Source organism: Actinomycetota bacterium (genome assembly GCA_030776725.1).
Lineage (GTDB): Bacteria > Actinomycetota > Nitriliruptoria > Nitriliruptorales > JAHWKO01 > JAHWKW01.
Genome location: JALYHG010000201.1, coordinates 1 through 23,448 on the forward strand (window position 1 = coordinate 1; position 23,448 = coordinate 23,448).

At 69.7% G+C, this 23,448-nt stretch carries 23 protein-coding genes, 1 tRNA gene and 1 pseudogene; 11 read left to right on the forward strand and 14 right to left on the reverse strand.

The window, feature by feature from the left end; all coding sequences use genetic code 11:
• Window positions 1–47 precede the first annotated feature (47 nt).
• From M3N57_09690 to M3N57_09700, 3 genes are all read right to left on the reverse strand, one after another.
• Complete coding sequence (locus M3N57_09690) at window positions 48–776, reverse strand: pirin family protein (protein MDP9022944.1); 729 nt, start codon at window positions 774–776, stop codon at window positions 48–50.
• Window positions 773–1,255 carry a VOC family protein gene (locus M3N57_09695; protein MDP9022945.1) on the reverse strand — a complete coding sequence of 161 codons (483 nt, stop codon included), beginning with the start codon at window positions 1,253–1,255 and terminating at the stop codon, window positions 773–775. Before M3N57_09695 ends, M3N57_09690 begins: the two co-directional genes overlap by 4 nt.
• A 140-nt stretch (window positions 1,256–1,395) precedes the next feature.
• Window positions 1,396–1,569 (reverse strand): hypothetical protein, encoded by a 174-nt coding sequence (locus M3N57_09700; protein MDP9022946.1) that lies wholly within the window; start codon window positions 1,567–1,569, stop codon window positions 1,396–1,398.
• Window positions 1,570–1,785: 216 nt separating this feature from the next.
• Here M3N57_09700 and M3N57_09705 point away from each other — a divergent pair, with 216 nt between their 5' ends.
• Window positions 1,786–3,042 (forward strand): HAMP domain-containing histidine kinase, encoded by a 1,257-nt coding sequence (locus M3N57_09705; protein MDP9022947.1) that lies wholly within the window; start codon window positions 1,786–1,788, stop codon window positions 3,040–3,042.
• 101 nt (window positions 3,043–3,143) lie between these two features.
• Here M3N57_09705 and M3N57_09710 read toward each other — a convergent pair.
• From M3N57_09710 to dnaA, 8 genes are all read right to left on the reverse strand, one after another.
• A tRNA-Ile gene (locus M3N57_09710) sits at window positions 3,144–3,218 on the reverse strand.
• Between the two features lie 48 nt (window positions 3,219–3,266).
• A complete protein-coding gene (locus tag M3N57_09715; GenBank protein MDP9022948.1) occupies window positions 3,267–4,046 on the reverse strand; it encodes a DUF3566 domain-containing protein in 780 nt (259 codons plus the stop codon).
• A 90-nt stretch (window positions 4,047–4,136) separates the two neighbouring features.
• Window positions 4,137–6,530 (reverse strand): DNA gyrase subunit A, encoded by a 2,394-nt coding sequence (gene gyrA / locus M3N57_09720; GenBank protein ID MDP9022949.1) that lies wholly within the window; start codon window positions 6,528–6,530, stop codon window positions 4,137–4,139.
• A 232-nt stretch (window positions 6,531–6,762) separates the two neighbouring features.
• Entirely contained in the window at window positions 6,763–8,700 is a 1,938-nt protein-coding gene (gene gyrB / locus M3N57_09725) for a DNA topoisomerase (ATP-hydrolyzing) subunit B (GenBank protein ID MDP9022950.1), read from the reverse strand.
• A gap of 249 nt (window positions 8,701–8,949) precedes the next feature.
• The gene (locus M3N57_09730; GenBank protein ID MDP9022951.1) at window positions 8,950–9,336 is read right to left on the reverse strand and encodes a DUF721 domain-containing protein; all 387 of its coding nucleotides are present in this window, start codon (window positions 9,334–9,336) and stop codon (window positions 8,950–8,952) included.
• Window positions 9,333–10,472 (reverse strand): DNA replication/repair protein RecF, encoded by a 1,140-nt coding sequence (gene recF, locus M3N57_09735; GenBank protein ID MDP9022952.1) that lies wholly within the window; start codon window positions 10,470–10,472, stop codon window positions 9,333–9,335. Before recF ends, M3N57_09730 begins: the two co-directional genes overlap by 4 nt.
• Before the next feature lie 130 nt (window positions 10,473–10,602).
• Window positions 10,603–11,715, reverse strand: coding sequence for a DNA polymerase III subunit beta (gene dnaN, locus M3N57_09740; protein ID MDP9022953.1), 1,113 nt, complete (start codon window positions 11,713–11,715; stop codon window positions 10,603–10,605).
• Between the two features lie 333 nt (window positions 11,716–12,048).
• Window positions 12,049–13,572 (reverse strand): chromosomal replication initiator protein DnaA, encoded by a 1,524-nt coding sequence (dnaA, locus tag M3N57_09745; GenBank protein ID MDP9022954.1) that lies wholly within the window; start codon window positions 13,570–13,572, stop codon window positions 12,049–12,051.
• Between the two features lie 495 nt (window positions 13,573–14,067).
• Between dnaA and rpmH the strand changes: the two genes are divergently transcribed.
• The 8 genes and pseudogenes from rpmH to M3N57_09785 all read left to right on the forward strand — a co-directional run bounded on the left by rpmH (window position 14,068) and on the right by M3N57_09785 (window position 19,373).
• Window positions 14,068–14,202, forward strand: a complete 135-nt coding sequence (gene rpmH, locus M3N57_09750; protein MDP9022955.1) for a 50S ribosomal protein L34 — start codon at window positions 14,068–14,070, stop codon at window positions 14,200–14,202.
• Window positions 14,203–14,270: 68 nt separating this feature from the next.
• Window positions 14,271–14,570, forward strand: coding sequence for a ribonuclease P protein component (rnpA, locus tag M3N57_09755; GenBank protein MDP9022956.1), 300 nt, complete (start codon window positions 14,271–14,273; stop codon window positions 14,568–14,570).
• Window positions 14,567–14,809 carry a membrane protein insertion efficiency factor YidD gene (gene yidD / locus M3N57_09760; protein ID MDP9022957.1) on the forward strand — a complete coding sequence of 81 codons (243 nt, stop codon included), beginning with the start codon at window positions 14,567–14,569 and terminating at the stop codon, window positions 14,807–14,809. Before rnpA ends, yidD begins: the two co-directional genes overlap by 4 nt.
• A 9-nt stretch (window positions 14,810–14,818) precedes the next feature.
• Entirely contained in the window at window positions 14,819–15,781 is a 963-nt protein-coding gene (locus tag M3N57_09765; protein ID MDP9022958.1) for a YidC/Oxa1 family membrane protein insertase, read from the forward strand.
• Entirely contained in the window at window positions 15,778–16,494 is a 717-nt protein-coding gene (locus tag M3N57_09770; GenBank protein ID MDP9022959.1) for a KH domain-containing protein, read from the forward strand. The genes M3N57_09765 and M3N57_09770 overlap by 4 nt, the downstream gene beginning before the upstream one ends.
• Before the next feature lie 266 nt (window positions 16,495–16,760).
• Window positions 16,761–17,333: a 16S rRNA (guanine(527)-N(7))-methyltransferase RsmG gene (gene rsmG, locus M3N57_09775; GenBank protein ID MDP9022960.1), complete on the forward strand. Its 573-nt coding sequence runs from the start codon at window positions 16,761–16,763 to the stop codon at window positions 17,331–17,333.
• Window positions 17,334–17,592: 259 nt separating this feature from the next.
• Window positions 17,593–18,351: pseudogene (locus tag M3N57_09780) on the forward strand (AAA family ATPase).
• 101 nt (window positions 18,352–18,452) lie between these two features.
• Complete coding sequence (locus M3N57_09785; GenBank protein ID MDP9022961.1) at window positions 18,453–19,373, forward strand: ParB/RepB/Spo0J family partition protein; 921 nt, start codon at window positions 18,453–18,455, stop codon at window positions 19,371–19,373.
• Here the strand turns inward: M3N57_09785 and rpiA are convergent.
• From rpiA to M3N57_09800, 3 genes are all read right to left on the reverse strand, one after another.
• Window positions 19,362–20,009 carry a ribose-5-phosphate isomerase RpiA gene (gene rpiA / locus M3N57_09790; protein ID MDP9022962.1) on the reverse strand — a complete coding sequence of 216 codons (648 nt, stop codon included), beginning with the start codon at window positions 20,007–20,009 and terminating at the stop codon, window positions 19,362–19,364. The genes M3N57_09785 and rpiA overlap by 12 nt on opposite strands.
• A gap of 195 nt (window positions 20,010–20,204) precedes the next feature.
• Entirely contained in the window at window positions 20,205–21,167 is a 963-nt protein-coding gene (locus M3N57_09795) for a D-alanine--D-alanine ligase (GenBank protein MDP9022963.1), read from the reverse strand.
• Window positions 21,168–21,190: 23 nt separating this feature from the next.
• Window positions 21,191–22,435, reverse strand: coding sequence for a PLP-dependent aminotransferase family protein (locus tag M3N57_09800; GenBank protein MDP9022964.1), 1,245 nt, complete (start codon window positions 22,433–22,435; stop codon window positions 21,191–21,193).
• Between the two features lie 73 nt (window positions 22,436–22,508).
• Between M3N57_09800 and M3N57_09805 the strand changes: the two genes are divergently transcribed.
• Together M3N57_09805 and M3N57_09810 are read left to right on the forward strand one after the other, a co-directional pair.
• Entirely contained in the window at window positions 22,509–22,739 is a 231-nt protein-coding gene (locus tag M3N57_09805; protein MDP9022965.1) for a hypothetical protein, read from the forward strand.
• On the forward strand, window positions 22,740–23,405 hold the full coding sequence (locus M3N57_09810; protein MDP9022966.1) for a GNAT family N-acetyltransferase: 666 nt from the start codon (window positions 22,740–22,742) through the stop codon (window positions 23,403–23,405).
• Window positions 23,406–23,448 lie beyond the last annotated feature (43 nt).

Below are 23,448 nucleotides of genomic sequence, written 5' to 3' on the forward strand. Positions count from 1 at the left end.
GTCCCGCTCGTAGGCGCGCGATCAGCTGCGCACGGATGGCAACCGACTCATCGCGCCCAGACACCGACGGGTTCGTAGTCCAACGGCACGTCGACCAGGATCAGCTCGCTGGTGTCTCGAGCGTTGATGACGAGCTCGTCCTCGTCGATGACGTAGGCCGCGTCGCCCGTGGTGACCTCTTCCCCGTCGAACGAGGCCTCACCGGAGAGCAGGTAGACGTACCCGCCGCGGTCGTCCTGGAACTTGTGGGCCACCTGCTTGCCCGGCGTCAGGCGAGCGACGTACATGGCGGCGTCCTGGTGGACCTTCACGACGTCACCGCCCTCGGGGCCCAGGACCTTGAGCAGCCGATCCGTGCGGTCGTCCTGGGTGTACTGGCGTTGCTCGTTCTCGGGCGGCAACCCGCCCTCGTTGGGCAGGATCCACAGCTGGATGAACCGCATCGGTTCGTCCTCGGAGGCGTTCTGCTCTGAGTGGAACGCGCCCGATCCCAGCGTCATGCGCTGGACGGCGCCAGGCTCGAGCACGCCGTCGTTGCCGAGGCTGTCCTCGTGGCGGAACAGCCCCTCGACGACGTAGGTGATCCCCTCCACGTCCTTGTGCGGATGCAGCGGCCACACCGCGCCTGGCTCCAGACGGTCGTCGTTGAAGACGCGCAGCGGTCCGAGGCCGTTGTTGTCCGGGTCGCGGTAGTCGCTGAACGAGAAGTGCCAGCGGGCGTGGAACCACCCGCCGTCCTCGCTGTGGATCTCCTGATCACGGCGGATGCGGATCACGTTCCACTCCTCGTGCCGTACCGGGCCAGCTCACGTTCCAGGTCCAGCGGCGCGACCGGCGCCTGACGCTCGAGTTCCCCCCACTCCTCCCGCGGAACCAGCCACATGATCTCGAACTCGTTGCCGTCAGGGTCGCGCCCGTACACCGACTTGGACGCCCCGTGGTCGCTCTGTCCGGCGAGCGCCCCGAGCCGGGCAAGGTCGTCACGGGCGGCGGCGAGGTCCTCGATGTCGGCGACCTCCCACGCCAGGTGGTACAGGCCGACCGACCCGCGGGGTGGAGACGGAGCGTCGCCGCCGACCTCGAACAGCCCCAGGTCGTGATGGTTGGCGGTGCCGCGGGCGCGGAGGAACACCGCCCGTCCCCCCGCCTCGACCGTGACCGTCTCGAATCCGAACGCCTCCGCGTAGAACGCCGCCGACCGTTCCACGTCGCGGACGTAGAGCACCGCGTGGTTGAGGCGCCGGACGGGGATCATGCTGCTCCCATGAGCCGCGTATCCCGACCGTACCGACGACGGTTGCGTCGATCGGGGCGGTGCACCGACCGTGGGCCGGGGCGACCACCGCGCTGCGGCGCGCGATCGGACGCGGAGGCTGTCGTCAGGCGTCGAGGTCGTTACAGCGCATCGGGTTCCTCCCACAGGGCTTCGTCGAGCTCACGTTCGCGCTTGCGCTTGAGGAAGAAACCCAACGCGCCCAGCCCCGCGAGGAGGAGCGCGAACAGCTTGCCTTTCCCGACACCGGAGCTCTCCTCGTCTCGCAGGGTGTCGTCGTCGTTCCGACCCAACATCAGCCGATCCTCTCCGTCGCTGGCCGCCGCCCCGACCGGTGACGGTAGCAGCGTGGCCGTTGGCCCTCGGGTGCCCGCGATGGCGATCAGCCGGGGAACGCCGCGGCCAGCGCAGCCATCCGTCGTGTGTAGCAACCGCCAGGCCAGTCAGCCCAGCGCCAGCCCGCCAACGGCATACGGTGGTGGCATGGCCGGTAGCGCGATGAGGGGCCAGCCGTGGGGGAGGATGTGGGCTCGATCGGTGTGCGGCGGCTGTACGAAGCCATCACCGTAGTAGCCAACGAGGCGCTCGATATCGCGGAGGCTCTCCACCGGGGACTCAGCCACGTGTGTGGCGCCATGGGTTGGCCCGTGGGTCACGCCATGCTGGTCGCAGGCGATCGTCTGACGCCGACGGAGATCTGGTTCCTCGAGGATCCCGATGAGTTCTCGGTGTTCCGGGAGGTGACGGGAACGGTGACCTTCGAGCTCAGCGAGCAGCACGGCCCCTTACGGGCGACCGCAACTCGCCGCGAACCGACCTGGCTCGTCGATGTCACGGCGGAGCGCGGCTTCCAGCGCGCGCGCCTGGCCGACGACCTCGGTGTGCGCGGCGCCATGATCATCCCGGTGCTCGTGGGGGACGAGAGCGTCGCCGTCCTCGAGTTCTACTCACGCGACCCGGTCGAACCCGACCGCGACGTCCTGGAGGTCATGCGTTACGTCGGCGTCCAGCTCGGACGAGTGTTCGAGAGACAGCGGGTCAAGGACGCTGAAGGGCGCACGCTCGACGCCGAGCGGCGCTACCTGCGCATCGCCGCCCACGAGATGACCGCCCCGCTGGCAACGGCATCGGGCTACCTGCAGTTCCTGCTCAACACCGACCACATCAGCGACGAAGAAAGAGAGCGGGTGCTGCGCGCCGTCCGAGGCGCCTTGGAGACGCTGCAGCGGATCACGACGAACTTCCTGATCGACGCGCGTCTCCACGCGGGCAGCATCCGCGCGCACACGGAGGCCACGAGCGTGGCCAAGGTGGTCCGCGATGCGGTTTCGGATGTGCCGACCGTCACCACAGCTGTCCAGGTGCGCTGCCCGGACGGCCTCCTGGTCCAAGCCGACGGGTTCCTGCTGCGTCAGGCCATCGTCAACTTGCTCACCAACGCCGAACGCTACGGCGAGCCTCCTGTCACGGTCGCCTGCCGGCGTCTCGACGGACTGGTCGAGATGGTCGTCAGTGATCAGGGTCCAGGCGTCGAGCATGAGTTCGTGCCTCGACTGTTCGAACGGTTCACGAGGGCGTCAGACATCGGCCAGGGCACTGGACTGGGCCTGGAGATCGTCGCGGGCCTCGTGGCGCTCCAAGGTGGACGCGTGCGGTACGAGCCCAACCGGCCACGCGGAGCCTCGTTCATCATCACACTGCCCCACGCCCCTCCGCCAGACCCGACCGACGGGGACGGGTTCGCCCGACCCGACAGCACCGCACCGTGACCGATGTCACAGCCGTCCGGCTCCCGAGCGACCCGTGACAGGCGACGGGCGACACGTCTCAGCATGCCGGGACCGGCCCTGAGCTGGGGGGACGTTGGCTGTGGGGCAACCTGGATTTGAACCAGGGACCTCACCCTTATCAGGGGTGCGCTCTAACCATGCTGAGCTATTGCCCCGGAGTGGCTCGGAGCGTACCGGGGCGCCGAGGCAGGTGCGAACCCCTGTCAGCTGCCGCCACCGCGGCCGCCGAATATCGACTCGTCGCTGCGGCGGGAGTCGCCGCCGTCGTCGTCGGACTCCGAGCCGCCAGGCGCGGCCGAGTCGTCGGAGGTGTCCCCGCCGGATCCGCCGCCAGACACACGTTCCAACGGCCAAGCCCCGGGTGTTGTGTCACCCAGCGCACCGATCGGTTGCTGATCGCGGCTCGGTGATCCTGTCCTCGTCGCCGGTGCCCGCGTTCGCATCGAGGCGGAGCCAGACGACGTGCTGCCGCCACCGCCAGACGACGTACCTGCCGCGGCGGTGGAACGCTGAGTGTCTCCGGCCGTGCTCGATGAGTGGCTGGCCGCCCCCTGCTGCCACAGCGACGGTTGCTGGCCAGCATGCTGCCAGCCGGGCGGCGACTCGGGAGCCGAACGTGACGTCACCGTCTCCCCCATCCCACCCGGGACGGAGACGGATAGCTCGATCCCGCCGATCAGGTCGGCGATGAGGTTGTAGAGGAACGTGAACAGCACCATCAGGCCGGTTGCGATGATCACACCGAGGATCCCCAGCAGCAGCAGCATGCGGAACAGGTTCCCGCCATTGATGCCGCACTCTTCGAAGCCGACGTCCGTCGCGAGCTGACAGGCCTGCTCGATGATCCCGAGCTGACGGATGAGGAACCACACCAACCCGAACCCGAGAAGGGCGATCACCAGGATGCACGCGTTGACGATCGCGCCGAACTTCAGCACCGACCATGGGTCGATCCGCCGCACGGTCATCTTCCGCCGGGCCACCGCATCTCCTCGCCCCGAAGTCGCCGCGAGTCTAGGTGCCAGCGCCGGCGGTCCTCGCCACCCGCGCCCGGACAGGCGGTCACGCCCTGGTCACTCCTCGTCATCGGCGTTGTCCAGGACGCGGGCGACCGACGCCACCTTGGCGCCCTCGTCGGGCCGCATCACCCGCACGCCGTGGGTGGCCCGACCGGTGGGCCGCACGTCAGCGACCCGCATCCTGATCACCGTGCCCGTATCGGTGACCATGAAGATCTCTGCGTCGTACGGGGCGATCAGGGCGCCAGCCAACCCGCCGCGCTCCTCGGTGAGCTTGGCGGTGATGACCCCCTTGCCGCCGCGCTTCTGCAGCGGGTAACGCTCGAGCGGGGTGCGCTTGCCGTACCCCTCCTCGGTGATGACCAGCAGCTGGCCGTCCTCCATGGTCTTGGCCAGGGCGAGGACCTCGTCGTCGTCCTCCAGGCGCATCCCGATGACCCCGCCGGCGTTGCGTCCCATCGGGCGGGCGTCCTCCTCGTGGAAGCGGATCGCCTGACCCTGGCGGGAGATCATGAACAGGTGGTCGTCACCGCCGGTCACCGTGACGCCGATGAGTTCGTCTTCGTCGCCGAGGTTGATCGCGATCAGGACCGACCGCGGCGAGTCGTACTCGGACAGCGGCGTGCGTTTGACCTTCCCGTGCCGGGTGGCGAACACCAAGTATTGGTCGTCGCGGAACTCCGACAGGCGGATGACGGCTGCGACGCGCTCGTCGCGCTCGAACGCCAGACCCGGGACGTTCGCGACGTACACGCCCCGTGCGGTCCGGGTCCGCTCGGGCACCTGGTACGCCTTGATGCGGTGCACCCGGCCCTGGTTCGTGAAGAACAGCAACCAGTCGTGGGTCGAGCACACGATCAGGTCGCCGACGATGTCGTCCTCGCGCAGGTCGGTCCCGCTGACACCACGACCGCCACGCCGTTGCGTGCGGAAGGCGGCGACGGGGATCCGCTTGATGTACCCGGCCTTGGTGAGAGTGACGGCGACCTCCTCGTCCTTGATCAGGTCCTCCACCGTCATGGCGGTGTGGTCCTCGACGATGCGGCTACGCCGCTCGTCGGCGAAGCGGGCACGGACCTCGCCGAGCTCGGCGACGATGATCTGCCTGATCCGGGCCGGGTCGGCGAGGATCGCCTGCAGGTCCGCGATCAGCTGCTGCAGGTCGCGGTACTCATCGGTGATCTTCTGCCTTTCCAGGGCAGCCAGCCGCCGCAGCTGCATGTCGAGGACCGCCTGTGCCTGGATGTCGGACAGGTCCAAGCGCTCCATCAGCCCGTTGCGCGCCTCCTCCGCCGACGGGGAGCTGCGGATCAGCGCGATCACCTCGTCGAGGTGATCCAGCGCCACGAGCAGCCCTTCCAGCACGTGGGCACGGCTCTCGGCCTTGCGCAGCCGGTAGCGGGTCCGTCGTGTGATGACGTCGATCTGGTGGTCGATGTAGTGGCGCAGCATCTGATCGAGGGTCAACGTCCGCGGGACGCCGTCCACCAGCGCCAACACGTTCGCCCCGAAGGTGTCCTGCAGCTGGGTGTGCTTGTACAGCTGGTTGAGGACGACCTGGCCCTGCGCGTCGCGCTTGAGCTCGATCACGATCCGCATCCCCTCGCGCGACGACTCGTCGCGCAAGTCACGGATCCCGGGGATGGTTCGGTTGGTGACCAGAGCAGCGATCTTCTGCAGCAGGTTGGCCTTGTTGACCATGTACGGCAGCTCGGTGACGACGATGCGCTCGCCTCCGGCCTCGTCGGGCTCGACGGTGGCGACCGCCCGCACCTTGATCGATCCCCGCCCGGTGGTGTACGCCTCCCGCGCCCCGTCGAGACCCAGGATCACCCCCCCGGTGGGGAAGTCCGGCGCCGGGACGTACTCCATCAGGTCCGTGGTCGTCAGCGACGGGTCGTTGATCAACGCGATGGTGGCGTCGATCACCTCGCCGAGGTTGTGCGGGGGGATGTGGGTGGCCATCCCGACGGCGATCCCGGTCGCGCCGTTGGCCAGCAGGTTCGGGAAGCGGGCCGGCAGCACCTGCGGCTCCTGCTCGTACCCGTCGTAGTTGGGCCCGAAGTCGACCGTGTCCTCGTCGATGTCGCGGAGCAGCTCCATGGCCAGCTGCGACAGCCTGGCCTCGGTGTAGCGCATCGCTGCTGGGGGATCTCCGTCCACGGATCCGAAGTTCCCGTGCCCGTCGATCAGCATGTAGCGGATCGAGAACTCCTGACCCATCCGCACGAGCGCGTCGTAGATCGCGCTGTCACCGTGCGGGTGGTACTTCTTCATGACCTCCCCGACCGCGGACGCGCACTTGCGGTAGGGGCGGTCGGGACGCAGTCCGGACTCGTTCATCGAGTGCAGGATCCGCCGGTGCACGGGCTTGAGACCGTCGCGGACGTCGGGCAGTGCGCGCCCCACGATCACCGACATGGCGTAGTCGAGGTACGAGGCTTTCATCTCGTCCTCGATCACGACCGGCTCGACGCGGGCAGCGATCGTCACCCCGCCGGCGGTCTCGGCGTCGACGGCGGTCTCGGCGTCAGCGGGGCGCGCCGGGCCGTCGGTCGGTGCGCCCTGCGAGACGCCGTCGGGCAGCTCGGGGCTGGCGGGGCCCTCCTCGGGACCCTGGGGCCCGCCGGGGCCGTTCATGTCGGACATGGGTGGCTTCCCGCTCGCGGACGGCTGTCGGTCAGACGTCGACCGTGGCGTACCGGGCGTTGGTCTCGATGAACGCACGACGCGGCTCGACGTCGTCGCCCATCAGCACGGTGAACAACTCGTCGGCGACCGCGGCGTCCTCGAGAGTGACCAGCTTCAAGGTGCGCCGCGCGGGATCCATGGTGGTCTCCCACAGCTGCTCGGGATCCATCTCCCCCAGGCCCTTGAAGCGCTGCACGTCGGCCTTGCCGTCCTGGGGCAGTTCCCCCAGGAGCTCGGCCTGCTCCCGGTCGGTGTAGGCGTAGAACACCTGGTTGCGGCGGCTGGGATGCTTGACCTGGTACAGCGGCGGCTGCGCGATGTAGACGTAGCCCGCGTCGACCAGCTCCTTCATGTGCCGGAAGATGAAGGTCAGCAGCAGGGTGCGGATGTGCGCCCCGTCAACGTCGGCGTCGGCCATCACGATCAGCTTGTGGTACCGCGCCTTGGCCAGGTCGAAGTCGTCACCGATCCCCGTCCCCATCGCGGTGATCAGGGCCTGCACCTCGTTGTTGTTCAGGATCCTGGCCAGCCGCGCCTTCTCGACGTTGAGGATCTTCCCACGGATCGGGAGGATGGCCTGGGTTCGACGGTCGCGGGCCTGCTTGGCGGACCCCCCAGCGGAGTCCCCCTCGACGATGTACAGCTCGGACTCTGACGGGTCACGCGACTGGCAATCAGCCAGCTTCCCCGGCAGGGACGTGGACTCCAGCAGGCTCTTGCGCCGGGTGAGGTCGCGGGCTTTGCGGGCGGCGATCCGTCCCTGTGCCGCGGCTTCGGCCTTGGCGACGATCCGCCTGCCCTCGGTGGGATGCTCCTCCAGCCAGCGAGCCAACGCCGCGTTGGTGGTGGTCTGCACGAACGAGCGGACCTCGGTGTTGCCGAGCTTGGTCTTGGTCTGCCCTTCGAACTGCGGGTCACCGACCTTCACCGACACGATCGCGACCAGGCCCTCACGCAGGTCGTCGCCGGTGAGAGAGTCCACCTCCTTGGCACGGATCACGTTGTGCTGCTTGGCCCACCGGTTGATCGTGGACGTGACCGCGGTGCGGAACCCCTCGTCGTGGGTCCCCCCCTCGTGGGTGTTGATGGTGTTGCAGAACGACAGGATCGAGTCGTTGTAGTCGTCGATCCATTGCACGGCCACCTCAACAGACTGCAGGCCGTTGGGACCCTGCTCCTCCTCCCAGAAGTGGATGACGTCGTGCAGACCGTCCTTCTTCTTGGTGGAGCGCAGGTGATCGACGAAGTCCTTCAAACCCCCAGGTGCGTGGAACTCCTCGGTCGTGGGCTCCGGGTGAGTGTCGGAGATGCGTTGATCGGTGAACACGATCCGCAGCCCGGCGGTGAGGAAAGAGGTGTCACGCAGCCGACGGCCGATGGTGTCGGCGGAGAACTCGGTCGTCTCGAAGACGTCGGGGTCGGGCCAGAAACTGATCGCCGTGCCGGTGTCGGTCGCCTCGCCGATCGTCTCGACCGGTCCCTGGGGGATGCCGCGGACGTACTCCTGCCGCCACAGCTTGCCGTCGCGACGGATCTCGGCGACCAACCGCTGTGACAGGGCGTTGACCACGGAAATCCCGACCCCGTGCAGACCGCCTGACACGGCGTACGCCTGCTTGTCGAACTTCCCGCCGGCATGCAGGACGGTCATGACGACCTCGAGCGCCGAGCGTCCCTCCTTGCGGTGCAACTCGACGGGGATCCCCGAGCCGTCGTCGCGGACGCGTACGCCCCCGTCGGCCAGCAGCGTGACCTCGATCACCGAGCACCGGCCCGCCAGGGCCTCGTCCACGGCGTTGTCGACGACCTCCCACACCAGGTGGTGCAGGCCACGCGGTCCGGTGGTGCCCACGTACATGCCGGGCCGCTTGCGGACCGCCTCCAACCCCTCCAGGACGGTGATCTGCTCGGCGGTGTAGGCGGTCAACGATGGTCTGCGGTCGGCCGGGTCGTCCGGAACCGCCGCGCTGCGCTGTGCCAACCCGTGATCCTCCTCGCACACCGCGTCGCTGGCGTGTCGTGCACAGCCGCTTGGCAGGCGGCCGAGGCACGGCCGCTGCCGGCCCACGGTGGCGGTACTGCGTCGCTTGAGGACATCCTGACGGGCCCGGATCGGCCCTGAATGCTCGTGCGAGCCTACCAGGAAGGGGCCGATCCGGCCGGTTCGCGCGAGCGATCAGCGGCTGTCGTCGGGACGGCGAGCCAGACCCTGAAGCGGACCGACGACGACCTTCACGTCACCGACCAGCCCCGGCCCCAACACCTCCTCGGCGCGTCTCGCGACCTCACCGGCGAGGTAGCCGACCTGCGTGGCCCACGCGGAGGTCTCGGCCCGGACCGTGAGCACACCTCCGGCCAGGCGAACCGGCTCACATCGGCGCGCCAGCTCGGGTCCGACCAGCTCATCCCAGCGGCTGTAGACGGCTGCACCCTCCAGGCGTCCCAGCCACCGACGGCCGCGCGCTGCCTCACGGACGAGGTCGCTCAGGCGACGAGGATGGTTCCGGATCGGGTAGGCGTCGTCACCGCAGAAGACCCATTCCTGCCCCTCGTCGTGCGTCACCGTGCCGCCACCGTGCTGCGGCCGTCGACCAACCCGACGTCGACCACCGCTCCACGCAGGGGGACGTCGTCCTCCACCGCCGCGGTGACCAGCACCTGGTCCCACCGCTGGCACGCTGCGGCGAGCCGCGCGCGGCGAACCTGGTCGAGCTCAGCGAACACGTCATCGAGGAGCACGACGGGGTGGTCGCCGACCTCCGCCAGGACCTCGTAGGTGGCCAGCCGCAGAGCCAGAGCCAAGGTCCACTGCTGACCGTGGCTGGCGTACCCGCGGGCGGGAAGGCCCCGCACCCCCAGTTCCAGGTCGTCGCGGTGGGGACCGACCAGCGTCACACCGCGGGTGAGCTCGTCGTCGGCAACCTCCGCCATCGCGGCCCGCAGTTGCACGGCGATGGCGTCACGGTCCGGAACGCCGCGGACAGGATCCCCCGACACCACCAACCCGCAGCTACTGCGGTAGGTCAGCGTCACCGGTTCGGGCAGGTCGGCGAGCTCGGCGTAGAACGCGCTGGTGGGGCCGGCCAGAGCGTGCACCGCGGCGATGCGGGCGGCGGTCAGCGTCGCAGCGTGAGCCGCGAGCTGAGCGGTCCACACCTCCAGGGTCGCAGCCACATCGCCGCCGCGCCCACCGGCCGTCTTGAGCAACCGGTTGCGCTGACGCAGCACCCGGTCGTACTCGGCACGAGCCGCGGCGTACGCCGGGCGTCGCTGGGCTAAGACGTCATCGAGGAAGCGCCGCCGCTCGGATGGATCACCGGCCACGATGGACAGGTCCTCCGGAGCGAACAGCACGACCCTGAGCACGCCGACCGCGTCGGACGTCTGACGCACTGCTTGCCCGTCCACCCGCGCCCGTGTCCCGGCGCCGGGCCGCAGCTCCAGCTCGACCTTCCGACGTCGCCCCGCGTCGGTATCGAGCTCGACCCGCACGTACCCGGCTTCGGCGTCGCGACGCACCAGCGGTAGGTCCGACGCCACGCGGTGGGAGCTGCCCGTCGCCACCCTGTGGGCAGCCTCCAGCAGGTTGGTCTTGCCGTGCGCGTTCGGACCGACCAGCAAGGTCACGCCCGGCTCGAAGGTGAGGTCCTGCTGCTCGTACGACCGAACGTCGACCAGTTCGAGTCGTCGGAGGATCACACCGTCCCCGTCCTGCAGCTGGACGACAGATGCTACGGGCAGGCACGACCAGCAGCGTCCGGTGTGCCTGCGCAGGTCGGTGGCGGCCTGCAAGCGGCACGTGAACGACCGCCTGCGCCTGGCGACACCGCTAGTTGTTGGTGCGGACGGGCATCAGGAGGTAGGTGAACTCCTCGCCCCCATCCTGGCTGTGTGGCTTGACGACCGCGGGTTTCAAGCCGTCACGCAGCTCGATCACGACCTGCTCTGTCCCGGCCGCCTCGATCCCCGCCACGAGGAACATCGGGTTGAACGCGATCGACAGGCCCTGGCCGTCCACCTCGGCAGGCAGCGACTCGCTGGCGTCGCCGACCTCCTGGGCACCGGCGCTCAACTCCACCGTGCCGTCCTCGAACCTCATCATCACCGGCGTGTTGGTCTGGCCCAGCGCCACCACCGCCACACGCTGGAGAGCGTCGTGCAGCAGCGCGCGGTCGACGGTGACCCGCGTCTCGTACCCGGTGGGGAGCAGCTGGCGGTACTCGGGGAAGTTACCTTCGATCAGGCGGGTGGTGAGCCGTCGATCGCCGAACAGGAACGACGCCTGCCCCTCCTCGAAGACGATGGTCACCTCGGCTCCACGTTCGGAGGCGGCACGCGACGACTCCGACAGCGCCCGCGCCGGCACCAGCGCCTCCGCCGCAACTCCGCGATCCCAGGCCACCTCACGCACGGCCAACCGGTAGCTGTCCGTCGCTGCGGCCGTGAGGCGGTCATCGCTGCCCTCCAGCTTCACACCGGTCAACACGGGTCGCGCCTCGTCAGGTGAAGCGGCGCGCGCCACCTGTCCCACCATCCGCACGAACGGTTCGGCCTTGACGATCCCGCGTGGGGCGTCCTCCGCGGGTTCCGGCAGCTGCGGGAAGTCGTCGGTCGGCATGCCGCGGACGCCGAACGTCGCCCGCCCACACCGCAGGGTCACCCGGTCGCCGCCGCCGCTGATGTCCACGGGGGCGTCGGGAAGCCTGTTCACGAGCTGTCCCAACAGCCGTCCGGGAAGCAACGCCATCCCGGGCTCGTCGATGCGGACGGGAACCGACACCTCAGCGGCGAGCTCGAGGTCGGTCGCCCTGCAGGTCAACCGCCCATCGCGCGCGTCGAGCAGGACCCCGGCCAGGGCCGGCAGCGTCGCCCGCGCAGCCACGGTCCGGGTCGCCCAGGCGATCGCGTCAGTGAACTCGGTGCGCTCCGCGCGTAGCTCCACGGTTGCCTCCCTCGCCACGTCCGCGCTGGCGATCCAACGCGGGCGTTTCCCCACCCGTGATCACGAACCAGGAGTGGTTCTTACAGTTTCATCGTCGTCGTAGGGCCTGTGGACTCGGTGGATGACCGACATCCGTGCAGGTCAACAGGGATGCGGGGCGGTGGACCACCTGTGAACCCCCTGTGCGAACGGACGCTGTCCGTCCACATCTCACACCGTTGCAACTCTTGACCGGTCGTCTGGTCCACACACCATCCACCGTCTGTACACCGTCCGTCCACGGCGGGATAGAGGTGGTCGCGCGGGCCGTGCCGTGGCGTCGGCATGAGCGCGTCACCGGGTGCGGGCTGACGTCCGGACCCGGCTGGTCAGCTCCTGGACCTGGTCGTAGATGGCGCGCCGTTCCTGCATCAGACGGGCGATCTTGTCGACCGCGTGCATCACGGTCGTGTGGTCGCGGCCACCGAAGGCCTTCCCGATGCGTGGAAGCGACAGATCGGTCAGCTCCCGGATGAGGTACATGGCGATCTGGCGGGCGGTCACCAGTTGTCGGCTCCGCGACGGCGAGCACAGGTCCTCCACCGTCAGGTCGAAGAACGCCGCGACCTCGTCCTGGATCAGCGACACGCCGATCTCGCGGGCGCTGTCGTCGGGGAACAGGTCCTTCAACACCATCCCGGCGAGCTCGGGCGTCACCTCGGTGCGCTGCAGGCTGGCGAACGCGGTCACCCGGATCAGCGCGCCCTCCAGTTCGCGGATGTTGCTCTGCACCCGATCGGCGATCAGCTCGAGGACGGTCGAGGGCACCGACAGGTTCTCGTAAGAGCCCTTCTTCTTCAGGATGGCGATGCGCGTCTCGAGGTCGGGCGGCTGGATGTCGGTCATCAACCCCCACTCGAACCGGCTGCGCAGGCGATCCTCGAGCCGGGCGATCTGCTTGGGGGGGCGGTCGCTGGAGATGACGATCTGCTTCTCGGCGTTGTGCAGCGCGTTGAACGTGTGGAAGAACTCCTCTTGGGTGCGCTCCTTGGATTCCAGGAACTGGATGTCGTCGACCAGCAGGACGTCGGCCTGGCGGAACGTCCGCTGGAACGGGATGATCTGGTCGTCGCGGATCGCGTTGATGAAGGCGTTGGTGAACTGCTCGGTGGTGACGTAGCGCACCTTCAGTCGTGGGTACAACGACCGGACGTAGTGGCCGATGGCGTGCAACAGGTGCGTCTTGCCCAGTCCCGCTCCGCCGTAGATGAACAGCGGGTTGTAGGCCCGCGCCGGTGCCTCGGCCACGGCGAACGCCGCTGCGTGTGCGAACCGGTTGGAGGCGCCGATCACGAAGCGGTCGAAGACGTACTTCGGGTTGAGCTGGGTGGCGTCGTCAGCCGCTTCGGGCGGAGGCGTTGGCAGGTGGATGGTCGGCCCCGGAGGGCGGCCGGGTGCCTGCAGCGGGCGGACGTCGGTGGACGCGAGCGGGGCGGACTCGACGGTCGCGTCGCTGTGGGAGGCGTGGCGCGCCGTGGGTAGCGCCACGGGCGGCTGGTCGGTGGCGGCGTTGGCGTCGTGGGGTTCCGCGAGGTCGGCCTCGACCGGGGCGGGGTTGGGCTGGACCGTGATCACCACGTTGAGCGGGCGCCCCGCAGCCCTGCTGAGCGCGGCGCGGAGGTGGTGGCCACAGCGGGCGTCGAGCCACTCACGTGCGAACGCGTGCGGGGCCGCGAGAACCACCGTGTCGTCGTTGAACCCCACCGGCGTGGTCGCGGCCAACCAACGCCGCTGCGCCGGTGATGTGACGTTGGCCGTCAGACCATCGAGGCTCTCGTCCCACAGGGTTGCCAGGTCGAACACGGCCGATTCCGCCACGCGCGTTCCTTCCTCGCCGCTGTCGCAACGCGCGGTGCCCGCGAAGCCCCACCGGTCGCCGTCCACAGGGAATTCCACAGCTGTGGAAAGGACACCGCTCCCGTCTAATCGTGATCCCGCGCCGCGGCGGCGGGGAAGGTCCGGCCCTGCCGGTCCGGCCGTCGGCGGTGACACTGATGCCCCGATCGCGGTCGAGGCGAGGCGGCACTGTAACGTTGCCGCCTGGCCTCCCGCAACCGTTTTCCACAGTGATCCGCGAGACGGGTGACGTGCCGAAGGAGCGCGCGCCGCCGTGCGGATAACGCTCGTGTCCGGGGCGTTGGTGGAGCCGCCGCCGAAGCCCGGGTGTGACGTCCGGCCGCGTTCGCGTTTGACCGCCGTTGGGCGCGGTCCGTACACTTGGGCGTCCACACACGTCGCCCACGCACCGGGCCGCTGCGACTCACCATCCCCGCACGGTCCCGCGTGTTCCCTGGCCTCGGGAGGGCCCAGCCCATGAAGCGCACCTACCAGCCCAAGAAGCGCCGCCGCGCCCGCAAGCACGGCTTCCGCACGCGCATGCGCAAGCGCGCCGGGCGCGCCATCGTCAAGGCCCGTCGGAGGAAGGGCCGTTCGCGCCTGACACACTGACGACCCTGGTGACTCGCTCCGCGGCGGTCGTCCCCGATCGCCTCCGTAACCCCCGCGCGGTAGCTAGCGTGCTGGGTTCTCGCCGGAAGCGTTCCGGGCGCCTGTGCGTGGTGCATGTTGCGGCAGGCCCAGACGACCACCAGGTCCGGGTCGCCGTCAGCGCTTCCCGCCGCGTCGGGAACGCCGTCGAGCGCAACCGCGCCAAGCGGTTGTTGCGTGAAGCCGCGCGACACGTGTGCTGGGCGCCGGGGATCGACGTCGTGCTGGTGGCCCGGCCGGGCTGCGCGAAGAGCACCTCGTCAGCGGTGCAGGGCGAGGTCCGTGAACTGGCCAAGGCGTTGGGAAGCCTCGCCGAGGACGGGGCGTGACCGTGGCGCGGACGGTCACCCGCCCCTCGCTCGTTGCCCGGGTGCTCCTCGCCCTGATCGCGGCGTGGCGATCGACCGCGCCGTTGCGCCGCCCGAGCTGTCGGTTCTTCCCCTCCTGCTCGCAGTACGCCGCGGAGGCGATCCGCCGCCACGGGGCGGTTCGGGGTGGATGGGCTGCCCTACGGCGCTTGGCGCGCTGCCACCCCTGGAACCCCGGCGGCGTTGATCCGGTCAGCTAAGGAGAGCGCGTGAACCCGTGGCAGCTGCTGCTCGATGTGATCCAGGAGGGGTTGACCTTCCTGCACGGGGTGTTCGCACCCCTGTTCGGAGCGCACGCCTGGGGGTGGGCGATCATCGGGCTGACCGTCGTGATCCGGGTCCTGCTGCTGCCGCTTGCTATGAAGCAGACGCGGAACATGCGAGCCATGCAGACGCTCGCGCCGAAGGTCAAACGGATACAGGCCAAGTACAAGGCCGACCGCGAGCTGCTCAAGAAGGATCCCCAGGCCTATCGCGACAGTCGTCAGAAGATGAACGAGGAGGTGATGGGCCTCTACCGGGAGCACAACGTCAACCCCATGGCAGGGTGTCTCCCGCTGCTGCTCCAGGCCCCGATCTTCTTCGCGTTGTTCCGGGTGCTCAACAACGCCGAACTGCAGCTCAACGGCGACCGGATCGCAGCCGAGCCGTTCTACGTCTTCAGCCCGCTGGGTGCCGCAGCGAACAGCGGGGTGTGGGGCTGGGTGCTGATCCTCGGGATGGCCGCCACCATGTTCGTGACCCAGCGCCAGATGATGGGCCGGACCCAGATGGAGGGGGCGCAGGCCCAGCAGCAGAAGATCATGCTGTACGTGATGCCGGTGTTCCTGGCGGTGATCGCACAGAGCCTGCCGATCGGTGTCCTGCTGTACTGGGTGACGACCAACCTGTGGCAGCTGGGCCAGCAGGCGATCATCATCCGTGAGGTCCAGCACGAGCAGAGCGCCGAAGAGGTCGACGTCGCCCGCAAGACGAACCGTCCGGCGGGAGCCGGGAAGAACAAGCCGTCGAGCGACCGGTCGAAGGACCGGTCCAAGGCGGCTCGGAAGGGTCCAGCCAAGCAGTCCAAGGACCGTGTGAAGGGTGCGCCCAGTACCGCGCAGGCGCGCCGCTCGGAGCATCTCCCCTCGCGTCGGGGAGGCTCCAAGGACTCCAGGAGACGCAACGCATGAGTAGACGTCTGAACGTGGAGGCCGCGTCGCTCGGAGACGCGGTACGCCGTCTGCTGGCGGAGGTCGCCGGCGTGGACGAAGGAGAGGTCACCGTCGACCTCGACGCGCCCGGCCTCGACCTCGATGCGGTCGGCGATGTGCGCCTGACGCTGGTCATCCCCGAGCCCGCGACGCTCGAGGAGGACCAGGGCGACGGCGAGGACGACGAAGAAGACGACGAGGATGCAGACGAGGACGAGGCTGGACTCACCCTCGACGATCTCGACGAGGAGGCGGAAGCCGCCGCCGATTTCCTCGAAGGCGTCCTCGACGCCATGGAACTTCCAGGCGACATCCAGATCCGGGTCCACGAGGACCGTGCCGAGGTCGAGGTGATCAACGTCGGTAGCGGCCGACTGATCGGGCGGCGAGGCCAGACCCTCGATGCCATCCAAGAACTGGCGCGCTCGGCCCTCCAACGCCGTTTCGAGCGGCGATCGCGGGTCATGATCGACGTCGAGGGCTACCGGGCACGCCGGCTCGAGCGCCTGCTGGACAAGGCGAACGAGGCGATCGACGAAGCGTTGGACAGCGGGGAGCCACAGCGCCTCGAGCCGATGGATGTCTACGAGCGGAAGGTGATCCACGGGCTGGTCGCCGAGCGCGACGGCGTCAGCAGTAGCAGCCGCGGCAGGGAGCCAACGCGGCGGGTGATCATCGAGCCCGATCGCTAGCGCGGCGGTCAGCGAGCCTCTGCGGCGAGTGGCTCGGGTGCGGCCGTGGGTCGCGAGCGGCGCACTGGTAGCCGAGGAGTTCCACGTGGAACGCTCCGGTGGCGCCCGGTGCCAGATCGGCGGGGCGTCGGGCAACCGCCGGCCTCCAGCGTTCCACGTGGAACGGCATCCAGCGGGGCGCTAGGTGCCGCCCCGCTCCGAGCCCCGTCGGATGGGGGAACGTGTCAGCGCGATCCGCCGGCCCTCCACCGGGTCTCGACGTTCTCTTGGCGCGCTACGCGGACGCCGTCCGCGCCAGCCCCCACAACCTGCTGTCTCCGCGAGGGCTCGGGGAGCTGGAGACCCGCCACATCCCTGAGGCGCTGGCGCTCGCGGAGCTCCTCCCGGGCGGGCCGGCGTTGGTCGATGTGGGCTCCGGTGCAGGCTTGCCTGGCATGGTGATCGCGCTGGCCCGCCCCGACCTCGACGTGACGTTGGTCGAGTCGACCGGGAAGAAGGCCCGGTTCCTGGAGCGGGCCGCGGCGGACCTCGACCTGGGAGTGGTCGTCGTGAACGCTCGCATCGAAGCTGACCGGTCCCTGGCGGGGCGCTTCGATCTAGCCACGGCCCGTGCGGTGGCGCCCCTCGATCGACTGGTGGAGTGGGTGGTTCCGGTGTTGCGCCCCGGCGGACGGCTGTACGCGGTCAAGGGCGAACGGTGGAGATCCGAGTTGGGTGCTGCCGGGGCCGCCCTGCGTGACGTCGGCGCAGAGGTCGTGGCGACACCCCCCGACGCCCGCGCGTTCACGGCTTCCGTCGAGCCGCCGCTGCGGACTGTTATCATCGCGCGATCCGCGTGAGCGAAGGGTCGCTGTGCTCGACTGGTTCCGCCGCGATGACGGCCGGGACGGCGCCGGTCGCCCACAGGCTACTGAGCCTGCCGACGCGGCGGCCGCCGCCGACGCCCCCGACCCCACGGATGCCCTGGAGGTTCCCGGGGCGCGCGACGCGGCCGATAGTCCCGTCCCCCCGGCTCCCCTAGACGTTCCTGAGGCGGGGGACGCCCCGAACGGCGGACAGCCGTCCCACGCCGCGTCGTTCGAGCCGGATGTGACCGCGATGGCGACGCGGCAAGCGCAGATCGTCTGCGTCGCCAACCAGAAGGGTGGCGTCGGGAAGACCACGACGGCGGTGTCGGTGGCTGCAGCGTTGGCCGACGGTGGTGCCCAGGTGCTGCTGGTGGACGTCGACCCACAGGGCAACGCCACGACCGGTCTGGGTCTGCGAGTGGGGGAGGGCGCGCCGTCGACCTACCGGGTCCTGGTGGATGGCCTGGCCGTCGAGGACGCGACCGAGCCGACCGCGGTCCGTGGGCTGCACTGCCTGCCATCGACGCTCGACCTGGCCGGCGCTGAGATCGAACTGGTCCCCGCCTTCTCCCGCGAACTGCGCCTGTCGCGCGCGCTGGAGGAGGTCCGCGACCTGTACGACCTGATCATCGTCGACTGCCCACCGACGCTCGGACTGCTGACGGTCAACGCTCTGGTCGCCGCCGATACGGTGATCCTGCCGATCCAGTGCGAGTACTACGCCCTCGAGGGCGTGGGCCAGCTCACCCGGACGATCGACATGGTGCAGCGCAACCTTAACCCTCGACTAGAGATAGGCGGTGTCGTTCTGACGATGTTCGACGCGCGGACCCGTCTCGCCCAGCAGGTCGTCGATGAGGTCCGGCAGCACTTCGGCGACCGGGCGTTCCGGACCGTGATCCCCCGAAGCGTCCGCTTGTCCGAGGCGCCTGGCTACGGCCAGCCCATCACCGTCTACGCCACGGCGAGCCGAGCGGCTGGGGCGTACCGGCGGCTCGCGGACGAGATCGCCGAGAGGCTCGAACTCCCCGTTCGCGCCTTGTCCCCGATCGACCAGCTCATCGGCGCGGCCAACGCGTCCGGCCACAACCCACCCGGAGGGGGGTAGTCATGACCGAACGACGCGGACTCGGACGGGGCCTGTCAGCGCTCATCCCTACCGAGCAGGCAACCGGAGGACTCCGTGAGTTGCCGGTGAGCGCCATCGCGCCCAACCGCCGCCAGCCCCGCGGTGTCTTCGACGACGATGAGCTGGCCGAGCTGGCGGCCTCGATCCGCGAGGTCGGGTTGCTCCAGCCGATCCTCGTCCGAGAGGTCGGGATCGACCGCTACGAGGTGGTCGCAGGCGAGCGGCGGCTGCGGGCTGCCAAGCTCGCCGGGCTGACCCGGATCCCGGCGATCGTGCGCGCCACGTCCGACGCGGACCTGCTCAAAGAGGCACTGATCGAGAACATCCACCGCGTCCAGCTGAACCCGTTGGAGGAGGCCGCGGCCTACCAGCAGCTGCTGGAGGACTTCGCCGTCACCCAGGAGGAACTCGCGGCACGGCTCGGGAGGAGCCGCCCCACGATCAGCAACGCGCTGCGCCTGCTGTCGCTCCCCCCCGCGGTCCAGCGCAAGGTCGCCGCCGGGGTCTTGACCGCGGGGCACGCCAAGGCGCTGCTCGCGCTCGAGCGGCGCGAGGACCGCGAGCGCCTCGCCGAGCGCATCGTCGCCGAGGGCCTGTCGGTGCGTGACACCGAGGAGGTGGTCCGGCTGCGCTACCTCGGCGCTGCGCCGGCGCCGTCCACGCAGCCACCCGCCGACGTGGATCCTCGCGCGTCCCGCCGTGGGGTCACCGCCCCGGGTCTGCGCGATCTCGAGGAGCGTCTGTCCGACGCGCTGGCTGCCCGGGTGAAGGTGACGGTGGGTGCACGCAAGGGCCGCATGACCGTGGAGTTCGCGTCGGTCGACGATCTGGAGCGGATCGTGGGGATCATCGCCCAGGGGCTGCAGACCACCATCCCTGTGCAGGAGACGTCACTCCGGTAGAACCACGACCTCCTCGTCGTCGTCCTCCTGCGGGGCGTGGATGACGTCGATCTCGCCGTCGTCACGGCCGAGGATCGCTGCGTCGGCCAGCGCAACGAACAGGCCGTTCTCTGCGATGCCTGGCACCAGCGCGAGGAGCGACTCCATCACTTCGGGATCCTTGATCCCACCGGGCATGCGAGCGTCGAGGATCAGGTTGCCGTTGTCGGTGCGGTACTCGCCACCGTCGCGGGCGGTGACCTCGAAACCCAAGCCTTCGACCACGTGGGCGACCGAACGACGGGCGAATGGCACCACCTCGAGCGGGAGGGGGAAGGTGTCGCCGAGCCGCTCGACGACCTTGTCGGGGGTCGCGATGACGATCATCCGGGCGCAGTTCCATGCGACGACCTTCTCGCGCAGCAGCGCTCCACCCCCGCCCTTCGTCAGGCTCAGCTCGCGGTCGAGCTCGTCGGCGCCGTCGACGACCATGTCGAGGTCCAGGAGTTCGTCGGGGTCGAGCAGCGCTAGACCCAGCTCCCGGCAGCGCTGCGCCGTCTCCTCGGATGTGGGCACCCCGGCGACGTCCAACTGCCGTTCCGCCAGCGCCTCCAGGAACCGTGCAACGGTGCTCCCGCTGCCGAAGCCCATGCGCATGCCGTCTTCCACCAGCTCCGCCGCAGCGCGACCAGCGGCACGCTTCCCGGTCTCGTTCACGACTGCCCTCCCCGGCCCGGTGATCCCCGTGTGACCCTACGCGAGCTGCGTCCCAGCAGCGAGACCCGCGGCCGAATGGCGGTAACGAACGGGAGCGCGCTGATCACTGTCGGTCATCTGCGTGGCGGTGGTTGATCATCCACCGCCGCTGGTCCCCAACGCCAGCTGCAGCAAGCGCTCGGCGAGGTCCGCGAACGACATGCCCGCGGCCAGCGCGGCCAGAGGCAACAGCGACGTCTCCGTCATACCGGGACAGGTGTCGAGCTCCAGCAGCCAGGGCGTCCCATCGGCGTCGACGACGAGGTCGGCCCGGGACACGTGCCGTGCCCCGACCGCGTTGTAGGCGGCGACAGCGGCCTCGGCGCACCGGTCGAGGACGTCCTGTGCCAAGCGCGCCGGGACGTGGAACTCGGTCGCTCCGGCCGTGTACCGCGCCGCGAAGTCGTACACCCCGTCACGGGGATCGATCTCGACCGGCGGGAGCGGTTCGCCGTCGACGACCGACACGGCAACCTCGGTTCCGGTGACGCGCCGCTCGATCAGGACGGCGTCGGCGTAGGACAACGCCCCGACCACCGCGCCGGGCAGCTGCTCGGGTTCCTCGGCGTAGCCCACACCCAGGGCCGACCCGCCGGTCGCCGGCTTGACCACCAGCGGGACGCCCAGCTCATCGGCGATGCGTCCCATGGCCGCTGAGACGCCGGCGTCGCGGAACGCCTGCGCGCTCAAGCTGACGTGGTCGGGCGTGGCGATCCCCGCCCGCCGGTACAGCCCCTTGCTGATCGGCTTGTCCCAGGCGAGCGCCGACGCGAGGTGGTCGGGACCGGTGTACGGCATCTCGAGGAGTTCCAGGATGGACTGGATGGTGCCATCTTCGCCCATCGCGCCGTGCAGCGCGATGAACGCCGCATCGAACCCGCCGCTGGTGAGGTGGCGGACCAGGTCGCTGTCGACATCCAGACGCGTCACGGGGTAGCCGCGGTCATCGAGCGCATCGGCGACACGCCCTCCGGACCTCAGGCTGACCTCACGTTCCAGTGAGATCCCGCCCGAGATCACCGCCACGTGTGGCAGGTCGATGTCCTCGCCGTGTGCCACGGTCGCTCCTGCCTGGGCTTGGGTCAGCCCCGGGTGCCGTAGACGGCACGGACCAGCTCCACCTCGTCGTGGAGAAGCTCGCCCAGCCGGGCAACGCCCTCCCGGATCCGGTCTGGCGTCGGGTACGAGAACGACAGCCTCAGCTGGTGGCCGCCCTGGCCGTCGGCGTAGAATCCACGCCCGGGGACGTACGCAACGCGGTGGTTGATCGCCTTGGCGAGCAGGTCGGAGGTGTCCACGCCCTCGGGGACGGTCACCCACACGTAGAACCCCCCGGTCGGCCTCGTCCAGCTCGAGTCTCCAGGGAAGTGCTCGTCGAGCGCGGCGAGCATCGCCTCGGCCCGTTCGCGGTACACCTCCCGGAAGCGCTTGACCTGTTCGCGCCACGCCTGACGCGACAACCAGTTCTCGACCACCATCTGGGTCAGGTTCGACTGGCACAGGTCCGCCGCTTCGCGCAGCAGGATGAACTTGTCGCGGACCGGGCCGGGTGCGGCCACCCAACCCACGCGAACGCCGGGCGCGAACGTCTTGGATACCGTCCCGACGTACACGACACGGTCGGGGATCAACGATCGGAGCGCCGGCCAGGTCTCCCCGGCGAAGTCCAGCAGCCCGTATGGGTTGTCCTCCAACACGATCAGGTCGTGGCGCTGAGCGAGTTCCGCGATGCGCTCCCGGCGTGGCACCGACAGCGACACCCCGGCCGGGTTCTGGTGGTTGGGGATCGTGTACAGGAACGTGATGGTGCGTCCCGCCGCCCGCAGGCGCGAGATGGTCTCCTCCAGCGCCTCGGGGATCAGTCCCTGGTCGTCCATCTCGACGTGGGCGACCTGCGCCTGGTGGGACGACAGGGCGCCCAGCGCCCCGACGTAGGTCGGTCCCTCCGCCACCACCACGTCGCCGGGATCGACGAACAGCTTGGTGATCAGCTCGAGCGCCTGCTGGCCGCCGACCGTGACGACCAGGTCGTCGACGTGGGCGGGGACTCCCTCGGCGGCCATCACCTCGACCAGCTGTTCGCGCAGGTCGGCGCGCCCTTCTCCTTCGCCGTACTGCAGCGCGGTCGCGCCATGGTCACGCAGGACCTGAAGCACCGCGTCCTCCACCGCGGCGAGATCCAACGCTGCCGTGTACGGCATGCCTCCGGCCAGGCTGACGACCTCCGGCCGGGACGCGACCGCGAACAGCGCCCGGATCTCGGAGGCGGCCAGGCCACGGGTGCGCTCCGCGTACCGTCGCAGGTACGGGTCGCTGTCGAGTCGCACGGACCTCCCGTCCACTCGTAGCATCGACGAGCGTACAGCCAGCCTCTGTTGCCCCGTCGCCCGGGAGGTGCAGGTGCCCGCCGAGCCACGCAGCGACGTGCTCAGCACCGGACCTCCGGCGGTCGAGACGGGTGACGAACCGCTGCTGCGCCGCTACGTCGCTCCTGGCGGCTGGCGCCGGGCCATCACAGGGTTCGTGCTCGGCGCGGCGGTCGGGGCGCTGATCGGCCTGGTGTTGCCCCGCGACGAAGGGCCCCGCCGCACGGTCGAGCCCGACGAGTGGCCGACTCCCGTCGAGATCTGAATGGGCCGTCGGGTCGTTGAGCTCACCGCCGAGGAGGTGGACCTCCTCCCCGAGCGTTGCCAGCACTGCCTGTTCTGGGAGCTCGGCACGGCTCGGCCGATCGAACGGCTGGGCTCGGTGCACGGTCACGACGACGAGCTGGCCGCCGATCCGCTGACCCAGAAGTGCGCGTGGTGGCGGGCGGTGGAGCTGGAATGGGGATCCCCGGGCCGGTTCGTTCGCGTCGACGGGGAGCCCGTCGGGTGGTGCCTGTTCGCCGATCCCGGGGCGTTCGCCTCACGCCGTCGCCCCGTCCCTCCGCCCTCGTCTGACGCCCTGTTCCTGGCCACCATCTGGGTGGAGCCGCCCTTCCGTGGTGCGGGACTGGGACGCTTGCTGCTGCACACAGCAGTGAAGGAGGCGATCCGGCGCGAGCGCCGCGGCATCGAGGCGTACGGTGACCGCAAGCACCGCGACGCCGCCTGCGTGGCGCCGTGCACGTGGTTGCTGCACGAGGGCTTCGCGGTACAGCGCGAGCATCCTCGTTACCCGTTGCTCCGCCTCGATGTTCGCTCGGTGGCGCGCTGGACCGAGACGTTCGAGCACGCCGTCGAACAGGCGCGGTCCCGGCTGGCGCGCCGCGAGCTGGCCCCGGCACCCCATCGCCCGGCGGTCGGTCGCGGGTAGTCGAACTGGCGACCCTGCCGACGTTCGGTGGCAGGGACACGGT